This window comes from Mesorhizobium sp. Root157 (assembly GCF_001427385.1).
Lineage (GTDB): Bacteria > Pseudomonadota > Alphaproteobacteria > Rhizobiales > Rhizobiaceae > Mesorhizobium.
In genome coordinates, this window is the sequence record NZ_LMGJ01000007.1 from 25579 (window position 1) to 52436 (window position 26858).

Consider the following 26858-nt stretch of genomic DNA (forward strand, 5'->3'; position numbering starts at 1 on the left):
TGGACCCGAACCAAGTGCGCTATTGCAGATGGCTCCCGCCCTTTATTTGACTGATTGGAGCTGCCGCTGTGCCGCTGTTTGCGCTAGGGCTTTGGAGGCCTCTGCCTGAAGCCTGGTGGATAGAACCGTTAGAACACGCCGTTGAGGCTACCGTCGATCACCTTGCGCCAGGCGTCGAGCAGTCAATCTCCTGGATGCAGTTCACCACAGGTCTCGACCGCGAGTGCGACCATGCGTAAGACCGCATTCGCATTGGCGACTGTGCGATGCCGCCTTCAACTCGTATTGCGCCCAACCTCGTTTCCCAAGCCGCGATTTCCAGGACTTCAGCCCTCTCCCTCGGCCACGTCGCGTGCGAATGTCGCATCTACGCCTGATCCTGCGCTGGTGACGACCGCGACCTTGGCTTCGACTTCCTTCATCGCAGAAATCTTCACGCTCTGAGCAATGGAAAAAGCCCGTGGCTGTCGTTGCATCTCAGTGCGAAAGGAGCACCGGCAGCAGCAGATCGTTCAGCACGCCTGCGGTCGCGCCGCCCAGTACGAAGTCGCGGATCCGTGTATGTCCGTAGCCGCCCATCACAAGCAGCTTGCACCCTCTTTCGATCGCATGCTGCTGGAGCGTCTCGGCAATCGGGCAGTCCTCGGCGTTGATCGACACCGCCTCGGCCGGCAAACCGCGCTGGCGCAAGCTGGCGACGAGCTGCTCGCCTGCGTCCTTCTCCTTCAGCGGCTTCTCGTCCAGGACGGTGAAAACCGTGATGCGGGCTGCCCTTTCTAGAAATGGCCGCGCGTCGGCGACGGCACGCGCGGCGACACGGCTGCCGTCCCAAGCGATCGCAATATGGTCGATCGAGGCCGCGCGAGACAGTTCCGGCAACAGGATGGTGGGCCTGCCGGAGCCGAAAACCACGGCCTCTGCCGTCATACGAGACGTCGCGTTGCCGGCTTCCCATCCGAGCAGGCTGAGATCGTAGTAGCGGGCATCTGTAGCCGCGACGTCTCCCAGCATGGCGATAGGGGCCGCAATCTCGTTCGTCGTGACATTTACACCGATTGTCGATGCCTGCTCCTTGACCACCTGCAGCAGGTGAGCGCCGCGTTTGCGGCTGAGGGCTTCAGCCTCGCGGATCATCTCCGGAACATTGAGCAGGAGCTTGGACAGGGCATTGGAGACATCCGGGATGTCGGCGCTGATGGCGAGGGCATGAAGGTCAGCGCCGATGCTGGCTGCGACGGCGGCGGCATTTGCTGCAACCGCGTCCGTGTTTGGATCGGCATAAGTGACCAAGGGAAGGAAGGTCTGATACTTCACAGCGATCTCCTTTGAACTCGCCGCCGACGCTGCAGTCGCCAAACGCGAAGCAGCCGGGCTATCACCGATAGCCACGTATGCAGGAACTCGGCATGCACTTCTTTGATCTCACGCAAATCGTGGAGATAGACGCCTAAAATCGTCAGTGGGCCATAAACAGCGGCACCGGCGTGTCCTCGAGCAGGGACTGCGTCACGCCTCCGAGAAGCGCCTGCCGGAAGCGGGAGTGGACGAACGCGCCCATCACGAGCATGTCGATGTCTCCCTCGGCAATGAACAGGCGCAGTCGCGTGGCAACGTCCCTTCGAGGTGCAGTCAACGTCGCGAGCTTGCACTCCACGGCGTATCGGGCGAGATATGCCGCCAGATCCGCACCGGGCGCCATGCGCGACAAATCCTTCTCGCCCTCGACGCTGACGGCGACGACGGCTTCGGCCGCAACGAGAAAAGGCAGGGCATCCTTTACCGCGCGCGCCGAGCGTGCGCTACCGTCCCAGGCGACCGCGATCCGCCGCAGCTCGGCCTTTCCTCCGTGGCGCGGGACGAGGAGGGCCGGCCGGCCGCTGTCGAAAAGGACATCCTCGATGATCGTGCGCTGTGCCGTGTCGGCCGCGTCCGCGGTATCGAGCACGGTCACGTCATGCACCCGCGCCTGCTGTACGAAGCGGTCCGATCGAGGCTCGAACAAGGCACCTGCATGTTCTGCTACGAAATCGAGGCTCTCGCGGGCGATCACATCGCTCGCCGATCGCATCGCGGACGATGTCATCTCCTCCAGCCGCTTTGTTTCGCTTGCGACCCACACCGAAGCAGTCGCAGTGGACATTGGTAGGGGCTGCACCAGGGGTGGCGCGAAGACATAGAGCGAAAGTGCGGCTCGATGCGCCTTGGCAAGTGTGATCGCAAGCCCAAGCGCGGGCCGTTTCGCCGCATCCTCAACTGCGGGGATGCCGACAAGCACGCTCTTGAACCGCTCTGCCGGTCGCCCCCCATCTGGTTTAGTATTGGCGGTCATGGGGTATCGAGGCTCCTAATGTATGAGATGATAGCGTCGATCTGTTCAGTCGTGGCGATGAATTCCGGCATATCGGGATGCCCAGTCGAAATGCCTTCGGCGAAGGCCTCCTCCAAGGCATCGAGCGGATAGCGCTTGGATAAGGTGCGGAGCGCTGGAGCGTCAGCATGCGAGCTCTTGTCAGTCGATCCAACGCCATGGCAGCGGGCGCAATTGGCTTCCACCAGCGCCTTCCCGTCCACCACGTCTGACCTCCCCTGCGCCCGAGCCGGCATCACGGCGAGAACGAAGGCGCTGGCGAACAGCAGCCGGAACATGAGCCGGCAACGATCTTGGCGGACAGACAGCATGAGCGGCATCTTCGCGGGGCGGAGGGGTATTCGCATTGATCTGTCTCAAACGCTCTGCTCGTGCAAGAAGCATCTACTCAAGGACATAGGTGCCGGGCGCCGGGGAGATCGGAACGAAGTCATCGCTTCCCCTTACTCGCGCAGACGAAAGGATATCGTGGCTGCTGTGCGAGCGCAGCCATTCGATCCACAGCGGCCACCATGAGCCCGTTGTCTGAACCGCCCCGGCTGCCCAGTCGTCGGGATCTGGATGCGGATCCCCGTACCGATAGTTCAGACGGCGATAGGATCGCCGCGGATGGCCGGGCTCCGAGACGATGCCAGCATTGTGGCCGCCGCTGGTCAGCACGAAATCCACGTCGGTGTCGAGGAGATGGACGAGCTTGAAGACGGAGCGCCAGGGCGCGACGTGGTCCGTCACCGTGCCGACGGCGAAGACGGGAACACGAATGTCCTCCACATGCACCGGCCGGCCATCCACCTTGAAGTGGCCTTGCGCAAGGTCGTTGCCGAGATAGAGCTGCCGCAGATACTCGGAATGCATGCGGTAAGGCATGCGCGTGGCATCGGCATTCCATGCCATCAGGTCGGTAATCGGCGAGCGCTCGCCGATGAGATACTCGCGCACCATGCGTGACCAGACCAAATCCTGCGACCGCAGCATCTGGACAGCGCCGGCCACGCACCGCTGGTCGAGGGTGCCCTCGGTCCACATAACATCTGCGAGCAGCGATATCTGGCTTTCATCGACAAAGAGGCCGAGTTCGCCCGGCTCCTCGAAATCGACTTGCGTGGCGAAGAGCGAGAGGCTGGCGAACCGTACGTCGCTATCATCGCAGATGCCGCGATGGAAAGCAGTGTTCCACCAAGACAATAGCCAACGCCGTGGATTCTTGGGCTTCCAGTGAGGGCTTCGACTGCGTCTAGCGCAGCCATCACACCATGCCGCCGGTAATCGTCGAAGGAAAGCTCGCTCTGCGCGCGGCCCGGATTGCGCCAGGAGATGCAAAAGACGCTGAAACCGCTTTCGACCAGATAGCGCACGAGCGAATTGCCGGGTGAAAGGTCGAGGATGTAGTATTTCATGATCCAGGCAGGCACGATAAGGACTGGCTCGGCCTTCACGCTTTCCGTCATCGGCCGGTAGCGGATCAGCTCGATGAGCTCGTTGCGGAAGATCACATCGGACGAGAAGCGGTGCGCTGACCGGAAATGCACATTGGTGGAATGTTCCCAATACTGTTGAGTGGGCTTTGTCATATTCTTCCGGTAAGGCAAGAACCAGCGCATTACAATCGGCAGGCCGCATCATGCCCGCAAGAGACATTTCGGGACTGAAGGGCCGCTTCTTGCAAGCCGCCCTTTCACGTCGGTTCGAAGGCTGGCCCGGTTACGCCCTTGCGACGGTTGCCGTGTTGGTGGCTTTCGGCATTCGCCTTGCTATGCAAGACCTTCTCGAAGACAGGGTCATTTTCATCCTGTTCGTGCCAGCCATACTTATTGCATCGATCGCCGGCGGGATCGGACCGGGGCTTGGGGCGATCGTTCTGTGTCTTCCGGCAACTTTTTATCTAATCAAATTGGTGCCTGAGCATCACGACAGCGCTGTTGAATTAACGGTGTTTGGGCTGACGGGAGTTGCCATCGCCGCAATGGGAGAAATGCTTCATCACGCGCGACGTTTGATGGACCGCACCGAAAGTGCTCTAGACGCGAGGGAGGCCCATCTGCGGTCGATCCTAGATACGGCGCTCGACGCGACTGTGGTAATTGAAAAAGACGGAACCATCATTTCCTTCAACGCGGCCGCAGTCCGACAATTCGGCTATGCGGTGGAGGAAATTGTCGGCCGGAATGTCCGCGTGCTGATGCCTGAGCCGTATCGTCGTGAGCACGATGGCTACATCAACCGCTATCTGGAGACCGGAGAAAAGCGGATCATCGGCATCGACCGGGTTGTCGTCGGATGTCGGAAAGACGGATCAACCTTCCCCATGAAGTTGGCGGTCGGCGAGATGAAGACAGGCGGGAAGACCTTTTTCACAGGTTTCATTCGTGATCTTACCGAGCGTGAAGAGTCCGCGGCTCACCTGGCAGAGATTCAGGGCGAACTGGCGAGAATGGCGCGCCTCAATGAACTTGGCGAGATGGCCTCCACCCTCGCACACGAGCTGAACCAGCCTCTTTCAGCGATCGCAAACTATGTCCAGGGCTGTAGCCGCCTGCTTCGCAACATGGACGAAGCCGTTGCTACCCGCATGCGGGAGGCTTTGAACGAAGCCGCACAGCAAGCGCTTCGCGCCGGGCAAATTATCCGTCACCTGCGCGAGTTCGTTACGCGCGGCGAAACCGAGAAAGGGCCCGAGGACATGCGCAAGCTGATCGAAGAGGCGAGCACTCTGGCGCTAATGGGGTCCCGCCAACACCGTGTTCGATCGGCATTCGAATTCAGCCCGGGGGCAGAAATGGTCACGGCGGATCGCGTCCAGATCCAGCAGGTCCTGATCAACCTCATGCGAAACGCGATCGAAGCCATGCGCGACAGTGATCGGCGCGAAATCATGGTCCGCACCGCGCCGGGGGGAGATGGAACCGTCGTCGTGGAGGTCGCGGACACCGGACCCGGCATTTCCGATGAAATCGCGGTCCAGTTGTTCAAGCCGTTCGTCACCACCAAGCCTGGCGGCATGGGCGTCGGCCTTTCCATTTCCAGGCGCATCGTGGAAGCCCATGGCGGCAAGTTATCGGTGACGCGCAACGAAAATGGCGGCGCCACTTTCCGCTTCACGCTGCCGATAGACAAGGTTGGTGCCTGAGATGACGATCGGTGACTACACTGTCCATATCGTCGACGACGAGGAAGCCGTCAGGAAGTCTTTGGCGTTCCTGCTCAGCATGAACGGGTTTGCGGTGCGCGTGCATATTTCCGCGACGGATTTTCTGGCATTCGCACCGGAGGTCCGCAATGGTTGTCTGGTCACCGATTTACGAATGCCGGACATGAGCGGCGTCGACCTGTTGCGCAACCTGCAAGCGGCACAGGCCATGATGCCCGCCATCGTCATTACGGGTCATGGCGACGTACCGATGGCAGTGGAGGCGATGAGGGCCGGCGCGCTCGACTTCATCGAAAAGCCCTTCGAAGACAAGGTCCTGATCGAGGCCATAGAACGCGCGGCGGAACGGCTTGTCCAAGTGCCGTCCGGTGCCGATGACGTATCAGCAATACAGGCTCGGCTCAATGAATTGACCGAGCGCGAACAGCAGGTGCTTGCGGGTGTCGTAGCAGGACATGGCAACAAGACCATCGCCTACAACCTCAACATCAGCCCCCGCACCGTCGAGGTCCATCGCGCCAGCGTCATGTCGAAGATGCAAGCGAAAAGTCTGCCTGAGCTGGTGCGGATGGCGCTGACGGTAAAAGTCGGCCTCACCTGATTTCCTGTCGGCCTCATCTCGAAATTGACCCAGCGCAAGGCGGCGGCATCCCGTCGCCACTATGGTTGCTGATCGCAGCCCCTCCTGATGCCTGACGGGCCGCCTTCGGGAGAACATACTGTCTTGGCAGTCACCAGCATGATTCTTGTCATCGTCCCGGATGCGGGCTTTCGACGTTCGATCGAGTTTGCGCTCGAAGCCGAGGGCTACGGCGTGGAGTCTCGGGCACAGCTCTCGACCGCGACCACGTCTCCCGCAACTCCACTGGTCTGTTGTGCTGTCATCGACGAGGACGCAGCTGAGGACGGTGCCGATGCATGGAAATTCCTCTGGCACTTTGCCAAGCCGATTGTCCTGCTGGTAGATAGGCCCTGGTCCTTGCCCGAGCCGGACGGCATGAAGGTCCTGGTCAAACCTTTGATTGGGAACGCGCTGGTAGAGACCGTTCGGCAATTGGTCGCACATGGCATTTAGGTGATCTAAGTACTTTCCCGTAAGGGCATAACCGAATTTCGATTGCTGGAAATTCGGCTCATTGCTGTCTCACCGAATTGAACGGGAGACAGCCATGCTCGCCTACAGCACGCCCAGGTCCGCGCTTCCCCTGCAGCCCTCCGATGCGCTCCACCCCATCTTGTCTGAATCCTTCGTGCCTGCAAAATCGCAGCCCTGCAGCTTCTTTCCTGCCGGGGCAGAGATTTACGGCCAAGGCGAAAAGGCAGGGAAGCTCTATCAGGTCGAATTCGGTTCAGTTCGGGTTTCCCGCCTCCTGGCGGACGGACGCCGGCAGATCAGCACCTTCCTTCTGGCTGGCGAGATATTCGGTTTTGAGGCCGACGATACCCATCATTTTTCCGCCGAAGCAATTTGCGCCACGGGCATTCGGTTCTTTCGCCTTTCCACCAGGGCCGATATCTCGCGCGAACTGCTGCCCCTGGCACTTCGTAACCTCACCAGGGCGCAGGAGCACCTTCTCGTGCTCGGCCGACAGAATGCCACCGAGCGTGTGGCGGCATTCCTTGTCGATATGGCTGAACGGCAGGGCGGACTGAATCAGATTGCGCTTCCAATGTCTCGCCAGGACATCGGCGATTACCTCGGCATTACCATCGAGACGGTTTCCCGAATTTTCTCCAAGCTCAGGGAAACGGGCATCATCAAGCTACCTTCACTGCGGAACATTGAAATCAGGAAATGGGACGTCCTGCAGAGAATGAGCCAGTAGGGCTAGCTTCGTCCGTGTTGGTTGCCACCTGATTGGAAAGAAAGGGATCAAGCGATGATAATACAAACACTGTCTACGGCAGAATGCACGGCTTTGCTTGTAAAGAACCGGTTGGCCCGATTGGCATGTGCCAAGAGCGATCAACCCTACGTGATTCCGATCTATTATGCCTACGCGGATCGCTGTCTCTACGCGTTTTCAATGCCCGGTAAGAAGATCGACTGGATGCGGGAAAATCCATTGGTGTCAGTCCAGGTAGACGAACGCGGCGCAGGCCGCGAATGGAAAAGCGTCGTCGTGGACGGCCGCTACGAAGAGTTACCGGATCGCATCGGCCATAAGGTCGAGCGCGACCGCGCGTGGTCGATCTTGAGCAAGCATGTGGACTGGTGGGAACCAGGGGCGCTGAAGCCTATTACCCCTCCGATCTCCGATCGTTCGCCGCACGTGTTCTTCAGGATTTCGATCGAGCAACTGTCTGGTCGTGAAGCCAAGGAGTAGCACCCTCCATCTCCAGCGCGCTGTTCCATTTCGCTAGAATGACTCAATACGCCCCGACCTAATGCGACAGGGGGGCAGGCAGTTGCAAATTCGCGAGAATACCTTCGGTCGCACTGTTCCCCGAAACCGGAAGTTCGATGCGATAGCACATAGCAAGGTATGCGACAGCGGCATCCAGAATAACAATCAATCAAGGACGATGATATGAGCAACCTGCCGGAAATGACCTCCAGCCCGATGGAACGGTTGATCTTGCCGTTCATGGCGCCCTTTTATCATCAGTTCGCCCAGCCTGCCGGCTGGCTGGTTTTTCGCGTCATCATCGGCGGGCTGCTGATGGTCGAAGGCTGGCCCAAAATCATCGCGCCCTTCGCGCAGACAGGCTTCGTCGAGGGTCTAGGCCTTTACCCCGGCTGGTTCTTCTCGCCCATGCTGGCGGTAATGCAGTTCGTCGGCGGCTTTTTCATCGTGATCGGCCTGCTGACCCGGCCTGTCGCGCTGGCCAATGCCCTTATGCTTGCGGTAACGATCTGGTTCCACGTCACGCGCCCCTATGGGGACGCCTTCCTGACACCCGAGGGGATCGAGTTTCTCAAATCCAACCTGCAATACCTGACCGACCAAGGTCAGGCGCGCCTCCTGAGCGACGGCGGTGGGGGCTTCCTGCATCAGGTGCAGGCAAAGGCCGAATTCAATTCGACCTTCTGGACGGCGGGTGCCGCGATCATCGCGGCATTCGGTGGCGGAACGCTATCGCTCGATCGGCGGATCGGTCGTGAATTCTGAATTGCCGGCCATCTCTGCCTCCGACTGGTATCACCCGCTCGGCCAGTCGGATAGCATTGAGACCACCCATCATGTGATGGGCTGTGCGGGCCGAGTGTAACAGGAGCAACCTTGATGGAAGTAGGCAGGATGATTGCGGCGAGCGTAATCGTCACGCTATGCTTGTCAGGTGTCGCCCACGCTGACGGTCCAGCCTCACGTGGTGCGCTGATCGTGGATGAGTGGTGCCGCATGTGCCATCTGCGCGCAGCCGACAAGCCGGATCCCGACATGGCTCCTCCCTACCAGGAGATCGTGCGCCGACCCGGACGCGACCAGGCGTATTTCGTCCGTTTCCTACAGGAAGATCATTTCCCGATGACCATCTACCGCCTGTTCGATCACGAGAAGGCCGATGTCGTCGCGTACCTGATGGCGCTGAAACACGGTGATGCCGGTCGCCCATGAGCCGGCAGTTGCGGATCGCGCAATTCATCATGCTCAACGAGTGTCGGAGGATATGGAAAGGCTGGCGGCGGCACACCGCCTTGCCCGGCGCACCGCTTCGATCATCCGCCAGAATCTCGTTTTCGCCATCGGCGCGATGCTCGTCCTGGTCACAGGCGCGGCCTTCTTAGAACTGCCGCTGCCGCTGGCGGTGCTGGGCCATCAAGGTGGCACCGTGCTGGTCGTTCTCAACGGGCTGAGACTGCTCAGCGATCCGATCCGCAATACAGGCAGATCGACAGCCGATCGCAAGATTGCCGAACAAAGAACGCTCCAGCTACGTTCCGTCGCTCGCGATCGGGTCGGCGGGTGATCTGCTCCCTGAGCGGTTCCGCCAAGGGCTGACTGTCATGGAGTTTCATGCCTTGGCAAGGGCAGCCTCGATCGCTTCGAGCGAATGCCCCGTGAGGTCTTTCGCGAGTTCACCGACCAGTCTCGACCTCAGGCTGTCGTGGAAATGCCGACGCATTTCTCCAAGCGTGCGCGGATCGGCAATGATGTACAGCAGGGAGATGCTGTCGTTTATCGCCTCACGATTGAGATAGGCAGCGGCCTCCGCTGCGAAATCGTCCTCGTCCAGCCGTGAATCATCCGGATTGGCCGCGGCACTTCTGTGGCGTGCGCCGGATCCCCAATTGCCCGCCTCGAGTTCGGGAACATCGAGCGTGGTCAGGCTTATGTTCGGCTCGCGGCCCCTATTGCGAAACAGGCGTAGTTTCCGGCCGTCTGCAACAACCACCGTCGTATCGTTTGGTATGATCATTTTTCTTCCATACTCCTGGATCTGCTGGATAGATCTTGCTGCGTACATTTGCGCGTGCGATGCCGCTTTGATTCAGCGCAAGGCGCTTCCCGATCTGGCTGATATAGAAGGGAGGTCAGGAACAACAAGAACAGTATTATGACTTCAAGAGGATGCTTACGGTGACAGGCACTGACCTTGGCGATGGCGACCCGTGTTGGGGCCGGGGCGCATCTTTCGATGATCGTCATAGCCGTCGCGGCGTTTCTCGTTCCGAAAGTCTGTGGAGGCTGGGTCCATGACTCTTGACGGCCAGACTGATGCGATTTCGTTCCTCGTGAACCCTGCCACTTATGACGTTGCCGGGCCGGTCGAGACAATGGACACGCACATCTCGCGCATTTTCCTTGCCGGTCAGCGCGCCTACAAGATGAAGCGCGCCGTAAACCTGCCCTATGCCGACTTTTCGACGCCGGAACTGCGGCTTGCGACCTGCCAGAGAGAGGTTGAACTGAATTCCGCGACCGCGCCGGAGCTTTATCTCGGCGTGCGACGCATCACCCGGAAAGTTGATGGAGCGCTCGAATTCGACGGCTCCGGCGAACTTGTCGACTCGGTCGTGGAGATGGAGCGTTTCGACCAATCGGCCCTGCTTGACCGGATGGCCCTTGACGGCAGGCTCACCGCGGCCTTGATGAGCGAGACGGCTGGCATGATCGTGCGTTTCCATCGCGGGGCACCGGTCGTGCATGCAGGCAGCGGCGCAGCGAACATCGCAGGCGTGCTTGACATCAACCGTGCCGGCCTTGCGACCAGCAATGTGTTTTCAGCTGCCGAAGCGGCGGCATTCGACGCCCGCTTCCGTTCGGTGCTGGCCGGACATGCCTCCCTGCTCGACGCCCGCGAGGCGGCTGGAAAGGTGCGGCGCTGCCACGGCGACCTGCATCTGCGCAATATCTACCTGCTTGCCGCCGGCCAACCGCGCTTGTTCGACTGCATCGAGTTCAGCGAGCAGATCGCGACCATCGACATCCTCTACGACCTGGCCTTCCTGCTCATGGACCTGTGGCATCGCGGCCTGCCCGAGTTCGCCAACCTGGTCGCCAACCGGTATCTGGACGAGGCCGACGACGAGGACGGTTTCATCCTCCTGCCGTTCTTCATGGCGATCCGTGCAGCCGTGCGTGCGCATGTCACGGCCACGCAGGCCGAACAAAGCGGCGATGCGTCCGGCCGGCTGGCCGGCGAAGCCCGCAGCTATTTCGATCTTGCCCTGGATCTGCTGACAGAGCGCCCCGTGCGGCTCATTGCTATCGGCGGGTTGAGCGGTTCGGGAAAGACCACGATCGCCGAAGCGTTGGCCGAACATATTGGCGCGCCCCCTGGAGCCCGCATCGTAGAGAGCGATCGTATCCGCAAGGCCATGCATGGCGTGTCGTCCGAAACGCGATTGCCGGACAAAGCCTACAGGCCGGGAGTTTCCGGGCGTGTCTACCGCGAGATGGCCTGGCGTGCCGAACTCATGCTTGCCCAAGGCGCGTCGGTCGTCGCAGATGCCGTCTTCGACCGTCCGACGGACCGCGAACGGATCGGGCATGTTGCTGAAAGCCAGGCCGTGCCCTTTCAGGGAATCTGGCTGGACGCTGCGCCCGCCTTGTTGCGGCGTCGGGTCGAGCGCCGCAAGGGCGGCCCCTCGGACGCCACCGTCGACGTCCTGTCGCGGCAACTGCAAAAGGATACGGGCGCGATAGGATGGCAACGGCTCAACGCCGCCGGCTCTGCGAAGGATATCATCTCCGAGATTCTCGAATTGCCGCTTGCGCTTGCGAAGCGACCTGGAGCCACCAAGCGATTGAATGAGCGCACGACGCTGGCCCAGGCTTCCAACATGAAGCGAACCTGACAAGCATGACCGCAACCCGTTAACAGGAAAAGCCGATGTACAAACATATTCTGATTACGACCGATGGTTCAGAACTGGCTCAAAAGGGTGTCGATCAGGGTCTGAAGTTGGCTGCTCGGCTCGGCGCGAAAGGGACAGTACTGACCGTCACCGAACCGTTGCATCCAGCAGCGGCACGGGCAGCAATCCAGGGCGGCATCGATGATCCCGTAGCCCGCTACGACCAGCAGATCGATCAGGCCATGAAGGACCGCTACGAGGCAATCGAACAAATCGCAACCCGCCACGGTGCGACCGTGGAACTGTTGCACGAGACCGATGAATTTCCGGCCGAAGCCATTGTGAGGGTCGCCAAGTTGAAGGACTGCGACCTCATCGTGATGTCATCCCATGGCCGCCGCGGCATACAGAAGATGCTGCTCGGCAGTCAGACTTCCGAGGTGCTTGTGAATACGACGGTCCCGGTTCTGGTCATCAGGTGAACGCTCCGCCCGGCGCACTCGGGGCCGCTCTGCCGGCATAGTGCGACAGACGATCGTCAGCGTCAGAAGCTTTGTATCGGCTGCTGCGGGCCCTGTCTCGGGTAGGGCGCAAATCGATCAGATGGAAGAGATGGCGCCGGCGATAGCCGCAACAAGGGGCTTATTCATGGGCGACAGGCGGGCGACCGGCGAGGCAGACGCGCCGACAGAAGATAAGAGGCCCTTGGGATTCGGCTGGAGCCTGGCGCTTGCGACTGTCGCGCTGATCGCCATCGTGCTTCTGCCCAATGGCGAAAGCCTGCCGGTGGCGGGTCAGCGCATGCTCGCGGTTTTCGTCTTTGCTGTCGTGGTCTGGATCACCGAGACGCTCGACTATGCGGTCAGCGCGCTGGTGATCGCGGCGCTTATCGCGGTGCTGCTGGGTCTATCTCCCGATATAGCCGATCCCGAGACGCTGATAGGCACGTCCAGGGGGCTGTCGACGGCGATGAGCGGGTTTTCCAGCAGCGCCCTGACGCTGGTCGCCGCGGCGCTGTTCCTCTCGACCGCAATGACCATCACCGGGCTCGACCGGCGTATCGCACTCAAGGTGCTCGCGCGCGTCGGCTCGAAAACCAGTCATGTCGTCATCGGCGGAATTGTAGTCGTGACCTTGCTTGCCTTCCTGGTGCCGAGCGCGACGGCGCGCGCTGCCGCCGTCATCCCGATCATGATGGGCATCGTCCTCGCCTTCGGCGCGGAGAAGCAGAGCCGCTTCGCCGGCTGCTGATCATCACGACGGTTCAGGCGGTGAGCGTCTGGAACGTCGGCATCAAGACAGCGGCGGCGCAGAACATGGTGGCGGCCAGCTTTCTCCAGAGCGAGCTGAGCCAGGATATCACCTGGCTGGAGTGGTTCATCGTCGCCGCTCCATTCTCTCTTGTCATGTCGGTCGGCCTCTACTTCATCATGATGTGGATGATGCCGCCGGAACATGAAGACCTTCCGGGCGGTACGTCGGCGATCGCGAAGCCGCTGCACGACATCGGGCCGATGAGCCGCAACGAGAAGCTCCTGCTGGCGATCTCGCTCCTCCTGGTGTTCTGCTGGGCGACAGAAGGCGTCCTGCACGACTTCGACAGTTCCACCACGACGGTGGTTGCCGTCGCTCTCCTGTTCCTGCCGGGTATCGGCGTGATGGACTGGAAAAGCGCCAACCCCCAAATTCCGTGGGGCACCATCGTGCTTTTCGGCGTCGGTATCAGTCTCGGAACAGCGCTCCTGCAGACCGGTGCGGCGGCCTGGCTGGCCGAGATCGCGGTCGACCGGTTCGGGTTGAGCTATCTGTCGCCGCTCGCCGTCCTGGCGGCAGTGGCCGCGTTCCTGATCGTCATCCATCTCGGTTTCGCTAGCGCCACGGCCATGATCCCGATCGTCATCGCGGTGCTGCAGCAGGTCGAGACGCCGGGGCTCAACGTATTCGGGATGACCATCCTGCTGCAGTTCGTTGTCAGTTTCGGCTTCATCCTGCCGGTCAACTCTCCTCAGGCGATGGTCGCGCACGGCACTGGGACTTTCCTGGTCCGTGATTTCGTCCGCACCGGGCTGGCGTTGACCGTTCTGGCCTATGTGCTGACGCTAATCTTTGGTGCTACCTATTGGCGGTGGCTTGGATATGTTTGAAGCCGACGGATTGCACCCGCCCATTGTTGCCCGGCCCATGCGAAATTTGCCTGTGCCGCGGCCCAATCGGCGAGAGGCGCGATGAGCGCGATATTCTGGTGCGGCCTTGCCCTTGTTGCGCTGGTTGTCGGGGCGGAACTGCTTGTGCGCGCAGGCTCTCGCCTGTCCGCGTTGATCGGCATTCCGCCGATCCTCATTGGCCTTACCGTGGTGGCGATCGGCACTAGCACGCCGGAGCTGGCGGTTGGGATCGACGCAGCACTTCAGGGCAAGGGATCGCTCGCGGTCGGCAACATCGCCGGCACCAATATCTTCAACATCCTGTTCATCCTCGGCTTGAGCGCTGCGTTCCTTCCGCTGGCGATGGAGATGCGGACCTTGCGTTTTGACCTGCCCGTAATGACCGTGGCCGCCTGCGCTCTGCTGGCGATGGCATGGGACGGGATTCTGACGCGGGTCGAGGGAGCGATTCTCGTCGGCGCCGCGATCATCTATACCGCCGCGGTCATTGGCTGGGCACGGCGGGAGAGCCGTGCCGTCAGGCTGGATTTCGCCAAGGAGCACGCCATCCCCGCCAGTAGCCGTGAAAGCGGCAAGGTAGCCTCAAACCTCGCGGGTCTCGGAATCGGCATCGTGGTCATCGCCGTCGGGGCCGAATGGCTTGTCGACGGGGCGGTCGAACTCGCCCGGATCATGGGCGTGTCGGACGCATTCATCGGGCTTACCGTCGTGGCGATCGGAACTTCCGCGCCGGAACTGGTCACGACGGTCATTTCAACCCTGAGGCAGGAACGCGACATCGCGGTCGGCAATCTGCTCGGCAGCAGCATCTACAACATCCTGTTCATTCTCGGGACAACAACGTTGGTCCAATCCCAAGGCATCGAAGTCGAGCCTGTTCTCATCTACGTCGATCTTCCGGTGATGGTCGCCACGACGATTGCCTGCGTACCCATCTTCATCAGCGGCCGGCGCATCACGCGGCTGGAAGGCATGGTGTTCGTGGGAGCCTACATTGCCTATCTGACATATCTTATCGCCTCCCGTGTGTAGCGAAGGGTGCAGGATGATCGAGCCGGTGAACGAGGTCACGCAAATGAAGATGGACGGCAGTGCTTCCAGAGCCGATACGGTGGAGCCCCACCTCGAAACGGTCGAGGCCGTGCTGGCCGCATTCGGCGCCGACGCGGAGCGCGGTCTGACCGCGATGGAGGCCAAGTCGCGGCTTGCGCGATACGGCAGAAATGAACTGACGGCAGAAAAGCCGACGCCTGCATGGCGGAAATTTCTCGCCCAGTTCACGGATGTACTCGTCGTCCTGCTGATCGTCGCGGCGCTGATTTCGGCTGCACTGTGGTTTGTCGAGCGCGATTCCGCACTGCCCTACGAGGCAATCGCCATCCTGGCAATCGTGATCCTCAACGCCGTCATGGGTTATCTTCAGCAGGCCCGGGCGGAGCAGGCCTTGGCCACGCTGAGCCAAATGTCGGCTGCGCACGCCACTGTTGTCCGCGACGGCACGAGGCAACGCCTTCCCGCGTCCGACCTCGTTCCCGGCGACCTCGTTCTGATCGAGGAAGGCGACACCATTCCGGCCGACGCGCGGCTGATTCAATCGACGGCATTGCAGACCGCCGAAGCGACGCTCACGGGCGAGAGCCTGCCCGTATCGAAGGATACGGGCGCAATTGCAGAAGAAGCGAGCCTCGGCGACCGTCACAACATGGTCTTCAGCGGCACTGCGGCCACCTACGGGCGGGGCCGAGCGGTGGTCACGGCAACGGGAATGCAGAGCCAGATGGGTCGCATCGCCGGCATGCTGGAGGCGACACCGGACGAGGCGACCCCGCTGCAGAAGGAGCTCGATCGGGTCGGGCGACTGCTCGGCGTCGCGGTCATGGGCATCGCGGTGGTGATGATCGGGACGATCCTGCTGTTCGAGGATGTGCAGGGCTTCGCCGCCATATTCGATGTCCTCATTCTTGGAGTGGCGCTCGCCGTCGCCGCGGTGCCGGAAGGACTTCCGGCGGTGGTGACCGCTGTGCTGTCGCTCGGCGTGCAGCGCATGGCGAAGCGGAAGGCCATCATCCGGCATCTGGCGGCCGTCGAGACGCTCGGCTCGGCCGATGTCATCGCCTCCGACAAGACCGGCACGCTCACCCGCAACGAGATGACGGTGCGCCGCGTGGTCACGGCGAGCGGGAGCGTAAACCTGGGCGGCACGAGCTACGCGCCCGAAGGCGACGTGACGCGCCACTGCGACGGGGAGATCGACGGCTCGCTCAGGACAGAGTTCATCCGGGCTCTGGCCGCTGCCGATCGCGCCAACAATGCGGTGCTCCAGGAATGCGACGGCCGCTGGTCGGTTCAGGGCGATCCGACCGAAGGCGCGCTGATCGTTGCTGCTCACAAGGCCGGGCTGGAAGAAGAGACGCTCGATGCCCGCTTCGAACGCGTCGGGGAAGTTCCGTTCTCGTCCGAACGCAAACTGATGAGTACGGTTCACGCCGATGCCGAGCGGCAGGGCCTGTTGCGCGCTTTCACCAAGGGTGCGCCAGATATCCTGCTTGCGCGCTGTTCGCACGAACTGGTCGGCGAGGTATCAAGGCCTCTGACGGTCGAGCGGCGCGCAGCAATCGCGTCCGCGAACGAATTACTGGCCGGCGACGCGCTGCGGACGCTGGGTCTCGCCTTCCGCTCACTACCGAAGGATGCATCGGCGGTCGACGGGTTCGGTGATGACGTCGAACATGATCTCGTCTTCCTCGGCCTTGTCGGCATGATCGACCCGCCGCGCGACGAGGCGAAGCAAGCCATCGCCCGTGCGAAGGCCGCTGGCATCAGGTCGATGATGATCACCGGCGACCATCCCATGACCGCAGCGGTCATCGCCATGGAACTTGGCATCACGGCTGATGGCAGGGCCGTCACCGGCGCCGAACTGGAGAAGATGTCGGACGAGGAACTCGACCGGACGGTCCGCGAGGTCTCGGTCTATGCCCGCGTCAATCCCGACCACAAGCTGCGCATCGTGAACGCGCTACAGCGCGAGGGCATGACGGTGGCGATGACCGGCGACGGCGTCAACGATGCGCCGGCGTTGAAGACCGCCGACATCGGCGTCGCCATGGGCATCACCGGAACGGATGTCTCCAAGCAGGCCGCCGACATGGTGCTCGCAGACGATAATTTCGCGTCGATCGTGGCTGCTGTCGAGGAAGGCAGGGCCATCTTCTCCAACATCAGGAAATTCCTGCGCTACCTGCTCTCGTCGAATGTCGGCGAGGTCATGACCATGTTCTTCGGCGTGCTCCTGGCCGACCTGATCGGTCTGCACGCGACAGGCGGCGGCGGTGTGGTCCTGCCGCTGCTGGCGACGCAGATCCTCTGGATCAATCTGGTGACCGATGGCGCGCCCGCGCTGGCGCTGGGCGTCGACCCGGCGGATGCAGGCGCCATGAGCAAGCCGCCGCGACCTCGCGGCGAAGGCGTGATCACGCGGCGCATGTGGGCCGGCATTCTCTTAGTCGGCGCCACCATGGCGGCCGGGACGCTGATCGTTCTCGACGCCTCGTTTCCGGGTGGGCTGATCGAAGGCGTTGGCAGCCTTGCATATGGGCAGACCATGGCCTTCACGACGCTGACCCTGTTCCAACTGTTCAATGTCTTCAACGCGCGTTCCGATGAACGCAGCGCCTTCGCAAATCTGTTCACCAACCATTGGCTCTGGTCGGCTGTGGGCCTTTCGCTCGTTCTGCATGTGGCGGTGATCTACGTGCCATTCCTGCAGTCGGCGTTTTCGACCGTCCCGCTGAGCATCGGTGCTGGATGATCTGCGGGGTGATGGCGAGCTCCGTGCTCTGGCTGCGTGAGCTGAGCAAGGTCGTCAATAGGCATTGGAGCTGACGGATCGGGGACCGGCCGCGTTGTTCGCCACGCTCAAGACATGCGGCGCGGAACGTGACATCTCGCGTTTGAGGCGTATTCAGCGCTGCACGCTGTATCGGAAGGATGAAGGCTAAAATGACTGGTTCAGGCATGGATAAACCCGATCACCTGCTGCTGGCGACCGACTTCAGCGCGCGTTGCGACAGGGCGCAGGACCGGGCCGTTCAACTTGCGTTGCAGTGGGATGCTCGCTTGACGGCGGTTCATGCAGTCGACGCGACCGACGTTCCGAATGATCTGCCGTCGCGGCAAGGCAGGCCGAACGCCGTCGAGAGGGCAAAGCGCTTGCTGGAGGAGGAATTTGCCGCCACCGAGGGATTGCGGGCGTCCGTTCATGTCGAGCATGGCAAACCCAAAAACGTCATTTTCCACGTAGCGACGAAACAACATTGCGATCTGATCGTTACAGGCATCGCCGGCAATGAGCCGTTGGGCCAGTCGTTTCTCGGGAGTACGGTAACCGCGCTGACGCGTAGCGCCAAAGTCCCGGTCCTCGTCGTCAAGAAACGTGTCCTCGAAACCAATGAGCGGGTAGTTGTGGCCAGCGATCTGTCCGAAGTCTCCAGGCCAGCCCTGGACTTGGCCTTGTCGCTTTTCGACCCTCGGGATCTGACGCTTTTCCATGCCTTCGACGTGCCCTTTCGAAACTGGACCGAGGACAAGAAGACGTACGAGCAAGCGTTGCGCGATGTGGCGTTCGAGGAATGCGAGCGTTTTCTGGCTGCCGTCGCCGGCGCGAATGTCGCCGCCAAGATCGCCGTCGTCGCTCAACGTGGGGACCCGGCGATTCTCGTTGCAGATTATGCCGCGGACCAGGATGTGGACCTGGTGATTGCCGGCACCCACGGCCGGACGGGCGTGATGAACGTCGTTCTCGGCAGCGTCGCTTCCAATCTGCTTGACGAAGTGCCATGCGACATCATGATTGTTCCGAGCAAAGGCGCCAGATCGGCCGACTGACCCCGCAGATTGGCGGGAGCGATACCCCGCGCGCTGGGCCACTGTGATCCCAGCCAGTCGCTGGGCTCGGCTCAATCCTTTTGTCTCTGTCCAAGAATAACCCGGTCGAACCGCCGTGGTCCGTGACCCCTATGCCGGTGCTGTGGAAGGGGCGGCGCCGTGAGGTGTCCCCCTCTCCCGATCACAGTGCATGCTTTGCCACGTACCCGCTTCGAAGGAAGGACAAAAAGGGTCCGAAATCTGCTATTCGACCAGCGCCACGCCAATCGCCGCCTTGTCCAGGCCACCTTCGGCAGCAGATCGCAAAGTGTCCGCCGGACATCCCGTGATCGGACGAAAGTGGCCGTATCAGGGTAGATTATCGTCATGCTCGGGAGAGTCGCGCCACTAGAATTCCTTTTTCAGGAGATTTCGGTCGACCGAAATTGGACCACCGCCATAGCCGACAAAGAGTAGGGTCGCGACAGTCCAGATCGCGGAGAGAAATTCGGCTTTTGCCTGCACCTGGTGCAGGAATGCTGCCCCGCCATCAGCAAGACGCCTCATACCACCGGGGGTAAAATTGTTTCACCCCCGTTCTTCAATGCCTCTATGCCAGCCGGAGTGAGAAAAGCATCGCCATAGGGATGGGTGGCGTGAAACCACCAGGTGATCGCGAGCATGACAGCATTGGCAAGTGCGATCGGGCGTGTCAGGAAGCCGGTCTTGATGGCGATCCTTCCGAAGAACTGTATTGCTGCAAGTAGGGGCAATCAGAACCATCCCGGATAAAAGCCGATGCTCTCAACGAATCCCGTTTGCGCGAATGGCGCGCCCCGACAGATGTATTCCCATATTCTTATTGCGACAGATGGCTCCGAGTTGGCACAGCGCGGCGTCGATCAGGGTTTGGCTCTGGGCGGAGAAACTTGGCAGCAAGGTTACGATCTTGAATGTAACAGAGGTGTTCCCAGCCTACGCTGCGCGGGTTGAATTCAGCAACATAGCAGTTATCCAGGCAATCGAGGTGCATCAGAAGATGGGAGAGGAATTCGCTCAAACGGTGCTCGCCGCTGCTGCCGCTTTGGCGGCGAAGCGGAACGTGGAATGCGAATCCGTGCATGTCGGCGAAAAATGCGGCCAGCCGAGGCGATCATGGAGGTTTCCAAAGAAAGAGGTTGCGATTTGATAGTCATGGCGTCCCATGGCCGTCGCGGTCTTGATCGGCTATATCTTGGAAGCCAGACGCCCGAAGTTCTCGCCTATAGCGCGGTGCCTGTCTTGGTTGCTCGTTGACTTATCAGCGATCGAAATCACTGATCGACCATGGAAGACGTCGGCGGCATGGTCCAAGATACCGTCGGGATCGACGTGTCGAAAGACCGATTGGATGCTTTCTGGCATTCCCGTGAAGAACTGCCGACGGTGCCGAACACGCCAGAAGGCTTTGCCCTGCTGAGCAGCTGAGTTTGGTTCTCGGCATGCTGGTCGTGACCCAAAAGGCACTTGAAGGGCAATTCCAGACGGCAAGACTACCGAATAGCGAAACTTTCGAAACGCTGCTCGGCAATCTGCCCGTCGATATGTCTGCTATGTTTTTTCGCCGGATTTGATCTGCCGCAACGTGGTCCAGTGCGTCTCCTCATAAGGTATAGAAACCATAGGAGACGACTCTCATGACTATGTTGATCATCATCATCGCGGCCTCGGTTGCGGCTTTTGCTTTCGTCGTACTGTACCCGCAACAGGCCAGCGCACACTGCGACACCATGGATGGGCCGACCGCCAAAGACGGAAAGTTGGCGCTGGAGAGCAAGAACCTCAGCTACGCGCTCAAATGGATCGAGGCCGACGGCGCGGAGGAGTTGCGCAAAATCTTCGATCAAAGTATCAAAGTGCGAGCCCTCGGACCAGACGCTCGAAACTTGGCCGACCAATACTTCCTGGAGAGCCTGGTGAGAATCCACCGTGCCGGTGAAGGCGCGCCCTTTGAAGGCCTAAAGCCCTCGGGTGTACCCGTCGACGAGAAGGTCGCTGCCGCTGACAAGAGCGTCGAGATTGGCGATCTCGCGCCGCTGGCTAAGCTTATGGCCCCGGAGTTGATCCCTGAGCTGGAGAAAAGGTTCGCCAAGGTTCTGGAACTCAATGACTATGATCCCGAAGATGTCGACGCTGGCCGCGCCTATGTTCAGGCTTACGTGAGCTTCTTCAAGTTTGCCGAAGGCGAGGATCACGACCATGACCACCACCATTAGGATTGCGTCGGCATCCTCGGGTGCTGGCGTCCAGATGAGTGAATGAACGGAGCGTCCTCGTGAGTCCGATGCTGATTTGGATCGCGGCTGTTCTTGGTGCCATCGCTCTCGGTCTGGTGGTGCGCCACCGGATCGCCTTCCTGACGAGGGTCCGGTCCTGTTCGATGTCTCCTACGCTGAACCCGGGCCAACTGCTGCTGGCTACTCGCGTCAATCGGGCAGAAGCGGTCGCCCGCGGAGATATAGTTGTCGTCACTTCGGTCGAACTCGGCCAGATGATCATCAAGAGAGTCATTGGCGAACCCGGAGATCTGGTCATCATCGACGATCACGGGCACATCCAGGTCAATCAGGTTCCCCTGGTCGAGCCCTATGTCGCGATTCCGGCGGGTCCCGCTGGCGCCTTCGCCGTTCCGCAAGGCCACGTTCTCCTGTTGGGCGATAATCGGATCCACTCTAGCGATAGTCGAGGGTGGTTGCAGCCGTTCCTCCCCGCCGCAGCGATCCAAGGCAGAGTGGTGGGTGAAGCCCTGGGCCACTCCATGGCGCAGCGGCAGCAGTGCGGGGATCCATCTCGGACGAGACATCCATAAACAGGGAGACAAAACCGAGCGCCCAGATCCGGGGGGCAGGCGGCGCCAGGTACGTCGGGCAGTTGGATCGCCGTCAGGTACGCACATGACGGTTCTCGGAGAGTAGCGCACCATCGGCCCCGGGCATCGGCATTTCGCGCGGAACGATCCTGAGCGCCCGAAGTGCGTTCAGGATGACCGCCACGTCGATCGCTTCCTGAAGCAATGCGCCCCGCACGGGCGTCACGGTTGACTGAGAGAACGAGAATGCCTTCTTGTCGTGTCATGTCTCGGTTACGTTCATCGCTATCCCTACGTTTCACGTTGCGGGGCTCGGAGCGCGATAATATACTCAATCACCATTCGCTGGGTCGTTTCGCTCGAATCCGCAGCATCGAGGACGGTGACGTCATGGACCCGCGCCAATTGCAGGAAACGTTCCGTTCGCGATTCGAACGGGGAGCCGGGGTGTTCCGCCGCAAAAGCGAGGCCAGCGCGGGAAACTGCCTCCGTCGCAGACCGCATGGCAAATGACGTCAAATTGTCCAGCCGCTCCTTCTCCTCTTCCAGCCAAGCGGAGGCGGTGGTAGCAGACATCGGCAACGGCTGGTGGAGCGAGGGGGCGAAGACATAGAACGAAAGCGACGCCTGGCAGGCACGGGCGAGCGCGATCCCAATGTCAAGTGCTGGTTTGAGCGGCTCCTTATTTGCCGACAGATCAGCTTTCTGGCCGCGAGGCTAAGGAGACCTAAGAGGAAGGTTCGTCGGCAGCTACTGCTTCGGTCCCAAAGTTGCCGACCCCACCGCAGCCGTCAATTCTTAAGCTCCACATTGGCGATTGTCCCGATGGCGCTGGTTTCAATCCCGACTACCACGTGGTCAAAAATCCGCTTGGAGCTGCTGACGTCCGACATCTGAGCAGGATACCGTACCGAATATTTCGACATGGAAGGCAAGCGCAAGCGGGCCGCGACCGAAGGCGTGAAAGCGTGGGTCGACCCGGAAGGGTGGCGCCCCTTCATTGCCGGCAATGGCGAGGGCGAGAAACTGATGTTTGGCCGCGTCCGGAATCTTAACGCGCGAGTATTATGGGCAGCGGAGGTTCGGAAATCATAGACTTCGTGACGCCGCCGAACAGCCGCTCTCTCAACCTTGAATGGCCGTAGGCGCCCATGACCATCAGGTCGGCCGAGGTATCCAGGGCGTGCTGGCGCAGCACCTCTGAGACAGACCGGTTCATCCCGGGTAGCCGATCTATGGTCACCTTGACCCCATGCCGGGCGAGATAGGCAGCCGCGTCTGCGCCCGGCTCCTCGCCGTGATGATCGTCTCCCTGCACCGGGTCGACCAGCACAAGGTGCACGTCGTCCGCACCCTTCAGCATCTCAAGAGATTCTCGAACGGCGCGAGAAGCCTCGATGCGAGAATCCCAAGCCACCAACACATGCTTCGGTTTGAGCGTCGGCGATGCGCCTTCGGGCACAAGGAGAAGCGGCTTTCCTGAGGAAAACAGCGCCCCTTCTATCGCCTTCTGCCTCAGCGTCTCGCCGGCCAGAACGTCCGGTCCTATGACCGTCAGGTCGGCATATCTCGCACGCCGGCCGATTGCCTCGTCACCCCGCCCGAGTTCAACATAGTCGCTGGAGACATCGGCTGACACAGCAAAACCGGCGAGCAGGGCCGAAACCGCGGCGGTCCTCTTGTCCAGGCGCGTCATATCCTCTTCACGTTCCTCCAACCACGCGACCGAGAGAGCACCGGCACTACCGATCGGCGGTGGAGCGGCGAGCGCAACGACAAGCACGGAAAAATGGGCGTTCACCTGCTCGCACAGGCCGGCTGTAAGCTTGAGGTCTCCATCGCCAAAGCCGGCAGCGGTGACAGTAAGGATTGTCTTGTAGGACATTGCGGCGCTCCTGGTCTGAATAAAACAATTGCCGCGAGGACCCTATGAGATCCGGACCCGACCGGTCTTTGCGCTGAGTCAAATCCGTCACCCCCGGCCAATTGATCCTGATCAACGATCGCATGCGCGAATGACGTATCGTTTTGAGCGAACTAACCGGCAGGTGTCCAATGAAACTGCTCATCGATTCCGTATTGGCCGTCGCGGTCCTCGATACGGCATGCGCACAGAAGCCGGGCTATGGCGAGGCGGATTTTATGGACTCTTGTGCCGTCTGCCATGGTTCGGAGGGCAAGCCGCCATTGACGATATTGTCGATGACGACCCGGCCCACCGAACCTTCGCGTATGGAGGCTCCGAAGACCGCAACGGAGCGCGGGCGCACGGCATATTCAAGGTTTCTGATCGTCACTGCGGCTCTCCGTTTGGTCGGAATTTATACGTCGATCCTGTTCTGCCCTTGCGTTGGATCAAAGCGCTGGCCCGCGACAGCCGCTACCCCCGTAATGGGAACTTCGTTCCGAAGCTTCCAGTCATGGCGGAAAGGAGCGACCCAAAATGAGTTACTACTTCAGCAAGACGATAGAGATGCCGTTCAGCGACGCGATCTCGCATGTGACGAAGGGGCTCGCAGCGAAAGGCTTCGGTGTGCTCACAACGATCGATGTGAGCGCTACGATGAAGGCCAAGCTCGGCGTCGAGTTCCCGCCCTACACGATCCTGGGCGCCTGTAATCCCCATCTGGCACGGCGCGCCCTTGAGGTAGAAGACAAGATCGGCACGATGTTGCCCTGCAACGTTATCGTGCGGGAGGCGGCTCCGGGTAAGGTCGAAGTCGCAGCCGTCGATCCCGTGGCCTCCATGTCGGCTATCAAAAACCCGCAACTGAGCGAAGTGGCGGCGGGAGTGAGAGAACTGCTCGCTGACATCGTTCGGCAACTCTAGCTCTGTTCCGGGCGCGACGGGGCCAACCGTGATCGAAACCACGATACGAAGAACCTTACTTGCGATCGCAATCGTCGGCCTCAGCGCCGGATTGGCGGTTCAATATCTCGGTGTCGCCGACGTGCGGCCTGCCGTCATCTGGACCGCTGCAACCATGCCGGTCGTCGCCATACTGGCCCTGTCCATTCTTCGCGACCTGTGGGCTGGCCGGTTCGGGATTGACGCCATCGCGCTCGTCTCGATGTCGGTCGCGCTCGCCCTCGGTGAACCGCTGGCCGGCGTCGTCGTCGCGATCATGTATGCGGGCGGCACGGTCCTTGAGGATTTTGCGCGTGGGCGGGCCGAGCGCGACCTCACCGCCTTGACCGACCGCTCCCCCCGTCTGGCGCACCGCAAATCGGATGAGGCATTGGAAACGATCGCGGTGAAAGAGGTCAAGGTAGGCGACGAACTGTTGGTGCGCGCTGGCGAACTGGTGCCTGTTGACGGCATACTGATAGATGCTGGTGCCTCGATCGACGAATCTGCCGTGACCGGCGAGCCACTGCCCGAACGGCGGCTTGCAGGCGATAGCCTTCGCAGCGGCACGATCAATGCCGGAGAAGCCTTCGTCATGCGCGCTTCGGCAGTTGCCGCGCAAAGTACCTATGCGGCTATCGTCAACATGGTCGCGGCGGCGCAGACGGCGAAAGCGCCGTTCATTCGCATGGCCGACCGCTTCGCAATGGTGATGCTGCCCGCCACGCTGATCCTTGCCGGATTGGCCTGGTATTTCTCGGGCGATCCCGTCCGTGCGCTGGCTGTGCTTGTGGTCGCAACGCCCTGCCCGCTGATCCTGGCAGCTCCCGTCGCCTTCATCGGCGGCGTGGCGCGGGCCGCGCGCGCCGGGATACTGATGAAAGGAAGTGCTGCGCTGGAGGCGCTGGCCGAGGCGCGCACCGCAGTGTTCGATAAGACCGGGACGCTGACCTATGGCGGCGCCGACCTGATCGAGGTCGAGACCGCTCCGGGACGGGATCCGGACAAGGCCCTGCGGCGGCTTGCATCGCTTGAACAGGCGTCGCATCACATCCTCGCGGAACATATTGTGGCGGTGGCGCGCAAGAAGGGACTGGCGCTTTCCAATCCGCGTGATGTCCAGGAATACCGCGGCTCTGGTCTGATGGGCGTCATCGACAATACGTCGGTACGCGCAGGGTCGCGCTCGCTTGTTCTGGCCGGCAAGCCTTTGCCGCTGTGGGCCGAGTCGGGTGAATTCCGCTATCGGGGGCAGCCGGTGCTGCGGGTATTCGTGGCGCTGGACGGTCGGCTGGCCGCCGTATTGACCTTCGGCGACGCGTTGAGGGCGGATGCGCGGACTGTCCTCGATGACCTTCGCTCAATGGGATTGTCTCGGTTCGTCATGCTCACCGGCGACGACGCTGCCACAGCTGGCCGGGTTGCAGCCGCCATCGGCATCGACATGGTTGTTGCCGATGCGAGCCCGGCCGACAAGGTTGCGACCGTCGAAGCCGAAAATACCCGAGCCGCTACCATGATGGTCGGCGATGGCATCAACGATGCGCCGGCCCTGGCGACGGCAACGGTAGGGGTGGCCATGGGAGCTAGGGGCGCCACCGCGACATCCCAGGCCGCCGACGTGATCATCCTGACCAATCGCCTGCAGCCGGTCGCCAATGCCGTCCAGATCGCCAGGCGAACGCGTTCGATCGCGCGGCAAAGCATCATCGTCGGATTGGCCCTTTCCGGCGCCGCAATGATCGCCGCAGCGTTTGGCTTTATCACGCCCGTTGCCGGCGCGCTGCTGCAAGAGGGCATCGACGTAGCGGTAATCCTCAATGCGCTGCGGGCACTGGGCGGCGGCTCGGTTCCGGCGCGCGCCACCACGGCTGGCGCTCGCGATGCGATGCCGGATATAGTTCGGATTAAAGAGGAGCGGCTATGAGTGAAACGTTGGTTGTTTGCAGCGGGTGCGGTTCCCTGAACCGCCTGCCGCAGGCGCGTCGTGCCAACGATGCGAAATGCGGCCGGTGCGGTAAAAAGCTGTTCGCAGCGCACCCGCGGGACGTTGACGGCACGACGTTCGACCGTCATGTCGCGCGAGGCACGCTGCCGGTTCTGGTCGACGTTTGGGCGCCGTGGTGCGGGCCGTGCCGAACGATGGCGCCCGCCTTCGAAGCCGCCGCGAGGGAGCTCGAGCCCCATGTCGTGCTGATCAAGCTCAATTCGGACAACGAACAGGCTGTCTCGTCGAAACTCGGCATTCGCGGCATCCCGACGATGATCCTCTTTCACGGCGGCAAGGAAGTCGCGCGCACCTCGGGGGCGATGTCTGCCGGTCAGATCGTAAGCTGGGTCCGCGACCGGCTGCCTTCGGTCGCAGCCTGAG

The 26858-nt window shown here is 61.2% G+C and carries 31 protein-coding genes and 2 pseudogenes; 24 read left to right on the forward strand and 9 right to left on the reverse strand.

From position 1 onward, the window contains the following. Positions 1-477: 477 nt before the first annotated feature. The 4 genes and pseudogenes from ASD64_RS06745 to ASD64_RS06760 all read right to left on the reverse strand — a co-directional run. Positions 478-1314, reverse strand: a complete 837-nt coding sequence (locus ASD64_RS06745) for a universal stress protein (protein WP_056102778.1) — start codon at positions 1312-1314, stop codon at positions 478-480. 142 nt (positions 1315-1456) lie between these two features. After that, the gene (locus tag ASD64_RS06750) at positions 1457-2329 is read right to left on the reverse strand and encodes a universal stress protein (protein WP_056102700.1); all 873 of its coding nucleotides are present in this window, start codon (positions 2327-2329) and stop codon (positions 1457-1459) included. Then, positions 2326-2604: a c-type cytochrome gene (locus tag ASD64_RS06755; protein WP_244480730.1), complete on the reverse strand. Its 279-nt coding sequence runs from the start codon at positions 2602-2604 to the stop codon at positions 2326-2328. Before ASD64_RS06755 ends, ASD64_RS06750 begins: the two co-directional genes overlap by 4 nt. Before the next feature lie 148 nt (positions 2605-2752). Next, positions 2753-3861: pseudogene (locus tag ASD64_RS06760) on the reverse strand (PHA/PHB synthase family protein); the annotation flags it as partial. A 128-nt stretch (positions 3862-3989) separates the two neighbouring features. Between ASD64_RS06760 and ASD64_RS06765 the strand changes: the two are divergent. The 8 genes and pseudogenes from ASD64_RS06765 to ASD64_RS21810 form a co-directional block, all read left to right on the forward strand. Beyond that, the gene (locus ASD64_RS06765) at positions 3990-5495 is read left to right on the forward strand and encodes a PAS domain S-box protein (RefSeq protein WP_056102705.1); all 1506 of its coding nucleotides are present in this window, start codon (positions 3990-3992) and stop codon (positions 5493-5495) included. 7 nt (positions 5496-5502) lie between these two features. Further along, positions 5503-6117: a response regulator FixJ gene (gene fixJ, locus ASD64_RS06770; protein WP_056102785.1), complete on the forward strand. Its 615-nt coding sequence runs from the start codon at positions 5503-5505 to the stop codon at positions 6115-6117. A 123-nt stretch (positions 6118-6240) separates the two neighbouring features. Then, on the forward strand, positions 6241-6591 hold the full coding sequence (locus tag ASD64_RS06775; RefSeq protein WP_156460044.1) for a hypothetical protein: 351 nt from the start codon (positions 6241-6243) through the stop codon (positions 6589-6591). 94 nt (positions 6592-6685) lie between these two features. Next, positions 6686-7342: a helix-turn-helix domain-containing protein gene (locus tag ASD64_RS06780; protein WP_056102713.1), complete on the forward strand. Its 657-nt coding sequence runs from the start codon at positions 6686-6688 to the stop codon at positions 7340-7342. A gap of 54 nt (positions 7343-7396) precedes the next feature. Then, on the forward strand, positions 7397-7843 hold the full coding sequence (locus ASD64_RS06785) for a pyridoxamine 5'-phosphate oxidase family protein (protein WP_056102717.1): 447 nt from the start codon (positions 7397-7399) through the stop codon (positions 7841-7843). Positions 7844-8047: 204 nt separating this feature from the next. After that, the gene (locus ASD64_RS06790) at positions 8048-8629 is read left to right on the forward strand and encodes a DoxX family protein (protein ID WP_056102720.1); all 582 of its coding nucleotides are present in this window, start codon (positions 8048-8050) and stop codon (positions 8627-8629) included. Between the two features lie 114 nt (positions 8630-8743). Further along, positions 8744-9076: a hypothetical protein gene (locus ASD64_RS06795; RefSeq protein ID WP_056102723.1), complete on the forward strand. Its 333-nt coding sequence runs from the start codon at positions 8744-8746 to the stop codon at positions 9074-9076. 40 nt (positions 9077-9116) lie between these two features. Beyond that, positions 9117-9428, forward strand: a pseudogene (locus tag ASD64_RS21810) (hypothetical protein); the annotation flags it as partial. A gap of 45 nt (positions 9429-9473) precedes the next feature. Here the strand turns inward: ASD64_RS21810 and ASD64_RS06805 are convergent. Continuing rightward, positions 9474-9878 (reverse strand): host attachment protein, encoded by a 405-nt coding sequence (locus ASD64_RS06805; RefSeq protein WP_056102729.1) that lies wholly within the window; start codon positions 9876-9878, stop codon positions 9474-9476. Positions 9879-10155: 277 nt separating this feature from the next. On the opposite strand from ASD64_RS06805, the gene ASD64_RS06810 reads away from it, so the two are divergent. The 7 genes from ASD64_RS06810 to ASD64_RS06835 all read left to right on the forward strand — a co-directional run bounded on the left by ASD64_RS06810 (position 10156) and on the right by ASD64_RS06835 (position 18812). Further along, positions 10156-11760 carry an AAA family ATPase gene (locus ASD64_RS06810; protein WP_082549886.1) on the forward strand — a complete coding sequence of 535 codons (1605 nt, stop codon included), beginning with the start codon at positions 10156-10158 and terminating at the stop codon, positions 11758-11760. 35 nt (positions 11761-11795) lie between these two features. Next, entirely contained in the window at positions 11796-12242 is a 447-nt protein-coding gene (locus ASD64_RS06815) for a universal stress protein (RefSeq protein ID WP_056102730.1), read from the forward strand. Positions 12243-12408: 166 nt separating this feature from the next. Further along, complete coding sequence (locus ASD64_RS21815; RefSeq protein WP_200957809.1) at positions 12409-13011, forward strand: SLC13 family permease; 603 nt, start codon at positions 12409-12411, stop codon at positions 13009-13011. A 20-nt stretch (positions 13012-13031) separates the two neighbouring features. Next, positions 13032-13904: an SLC13 family permease gene (locus ASD64_RS21820; RefSeq protein ID WP_200957810.1), complete on the forward strand. Its 873-nt coding sequence runs from the start codon at positions 13032-13034 to the stop codon at positions 13902-13904. An 81-nt stretch (positions 13905-13985) separates the two neighbouring features. After that, entirely contained in the window at positions 13986-14957 is a 972-nt protein-coding gene (locus ASD64_RS06825) for a calcium/sodium antiporter (RefSeq protein ID WP_056102733.1), read from the forward strand. Positions 14958-14970: 13 nt separating this feature from the next. After that, entirely contained in the window at positions 14971-17736 is a 2766-nt protein-coding gene (locus ASD64_RS06830) for a cation-translocating P-type ATPase (protein WP_320410182.1), read from the forward strand. A gap of 206 nt (positions 17737-17942) precedes the next feature. Further along, positions 17943-18812, forward strand: coding sequence for a universal stress protein (locus ASD64_RS06835; protein ID WP_056102736.1), 870 nt, complete (start codon positions 17943-17945; stop codon positions 18810-18812). A 542-nt stretch (positions 18813-19354) separates the two neighbouring features. On the opposite strand, the gene ASD64_RS06840 is transcribed toward ASD64_RS06835, so the two are convergent. Further along, the gene (locus tag ASD64_RS06840; RefSeq protein ID WP_056102739.1) at positions 19355-19564 is read right to left on the reverse strand and encodes a hypothetical protein; all 210 of its coding nucleotides are present in this window, start codon (positions 19562-19564) and stop codon (positions 19355-19357) included. Positions 19565-19740: 176 nt separating this feature from the next. Here ASD64_RS06840 and ASD64_RS21980 point away from each other — a divergent pair, with 176 nt between their 5' ends. From ASD64_RS21980 to lepB, 6 genes are all read left to right on the forward strand, one after another. After that, positions 19741-19980, forward strand: coding sequence for a hypothetical protein (locus tag ASD64_RS21980; RefSeq protein ID WP_413813589.1), 240 nt, complete (start codon positions 19741-19743; stop codon positions 19978-19980). Further along, positions 19947-20087 carry a universal stress protein gene (locus ASD64_RS21985; protein ID WP_413813588.1) on the forward strand — a complete coding sequence of 47 codons (141 nt, stop codon included), beginning with the start codon at positions 19947-19949 and terminating at the stop codon, positions 20085-20087. Before ASD64_RS21980 ends, ASD64_RS21985 begins: the two co-directional genes overlap by 34 nt. A 30-nt stretch (positions 20088-20117) precedes the next feature. Next, the gene (locus ASD64_RS20935; RefSeq protein ID WP_200957811.1) at positions 20118-20258 is read left to right on the forward strand and encodes a hypothetical protein; all 141 of its coding nucleotides are present in this window, start codon (positions 20118-20120) and stop codon (positions 20256-20258) included. A gap of 14 nt (positions 20259-20272) precedes the next feature. After that, positions 20273-20404 (forward strand): hypothetical protein, encoded by a 132-nt coding sequence (locus ASD64_RS21825; RefSeq protein ID WP_274533355.1) that lies wholly within the window; start codon positions 20273-20275, stop codon positions 20402-20404. Between the two features lie 63 nt (positions 20405-20467). After that, positions 20468-21046, forward strand: coding sequence for a DUF6448 family protein (locus ASD64_RS06850; protein WP_056102742.1), 579 nt, complete (start codon positions 20468-20470; stop codon positions 21044-21046). A gap of 68 nt (positions 21047-21114) precedes the next feature. Beyond that, a complete protein-coding gene (lepB, locus tag ASD64_RS21990; protein ID WP_056102745.1) occupies positions 21115-21639 on the forward strand; it encodes a signal peptidase I in 525 nt (174 codons plus the stop codon). A gap of 73 nt (positions 21640-21712) precedes the next feature. Here the strand turns inward: lepB and ASD64_RS21240 are convergent, their stop codons facing one another. The 3 genes from ASD64_RS21240 to ASD64_RS20940 all read right to left on the reverse strand — a co-directional run bounded on the left by ASD64_RS21240 (position 21713) and on the right by ASD64_RS20940 (position 23936). Beyond that, a complete protein-coding gene (locus ASD64_RS21240; RefSeq protein ID WP_162249055.1) occupies positions 21713-21856 on the reverse strand; it encodes a hypothetical protein in 144 nt (47 codons plus the stop codon). 834 nt (positions 21857-22690) lie between these two features. Next, positions 22691-23524: a universal stress protein gene (locus ASD64_RS06865; protein ID WP_056102751.1), complete on the reverse strand. Its 834-nt coding sequence runs from the start codon at positions 23522-23524 to the stop codon at positions 22691-22693. Positions 23525-23762: 238 nt separating this feature from the next. Next, positions 23763-23936 carry a hypothetical protein gene (locus ASD64_RS20940; protein ID WP_156460046.1) on the reverse strand — a complete coding sequence of 58 codons (174 nt, stop codon included), beginning with the start codon at positions 23934-23936 and terminating at the stop codon, positions 23763-23765. Between the two features lie 146 nt (positions 23937-24082). On the opposite strand from ASD64_RS20940, the gene ASD64_RS06870 reads away from it, so the two are divergent. Genes ASD64_RS06870 through trxC form a run of 3 tightly spaced genes read left to right on the forward strand, consistent with a single transcriptional unit; the run spans position 24083 to position 26857 of the window. Beyond that, positions 24083-24469: a DUF302 domain-containing protein gene (locus ASD64_RS06870; RefSeq protein ID WP_056102754.1), complete on the forward strand. Its 387-nt coding sequence runs from the start codon at positions 24083-24085 to the stop codon at positions 24467-24469. 28 nt (positions 24470-24497) lie between these two features. Continuing rightward, the gene (locus tag ASD64_RS06875; RefSeq protein WP_082549888.1) at positions 24498-26414 is read left to right on the forward strand and encodes a heavy metal translocating P-type ATPase; all 1917 of its coding nucleotides are present in this window, start codon (positions 24498-24500) and stop codon (positions 26412-26414) included. Further along, entirely contained in the window at positions 26411-26857 is a 447-nt protein-coding gene (gene trxC, locus ASD64_RS06880) for a thioredoxin TrxC (protein ID WP_056102757.1), read from the forward strand. The genes ASD64_RS06875 and trxC overlap by 4 nt, the downstream gene beginning before the upstream one ends. The last annotated feature ends 1 nt before the right edge of the window (position 26858 follow it).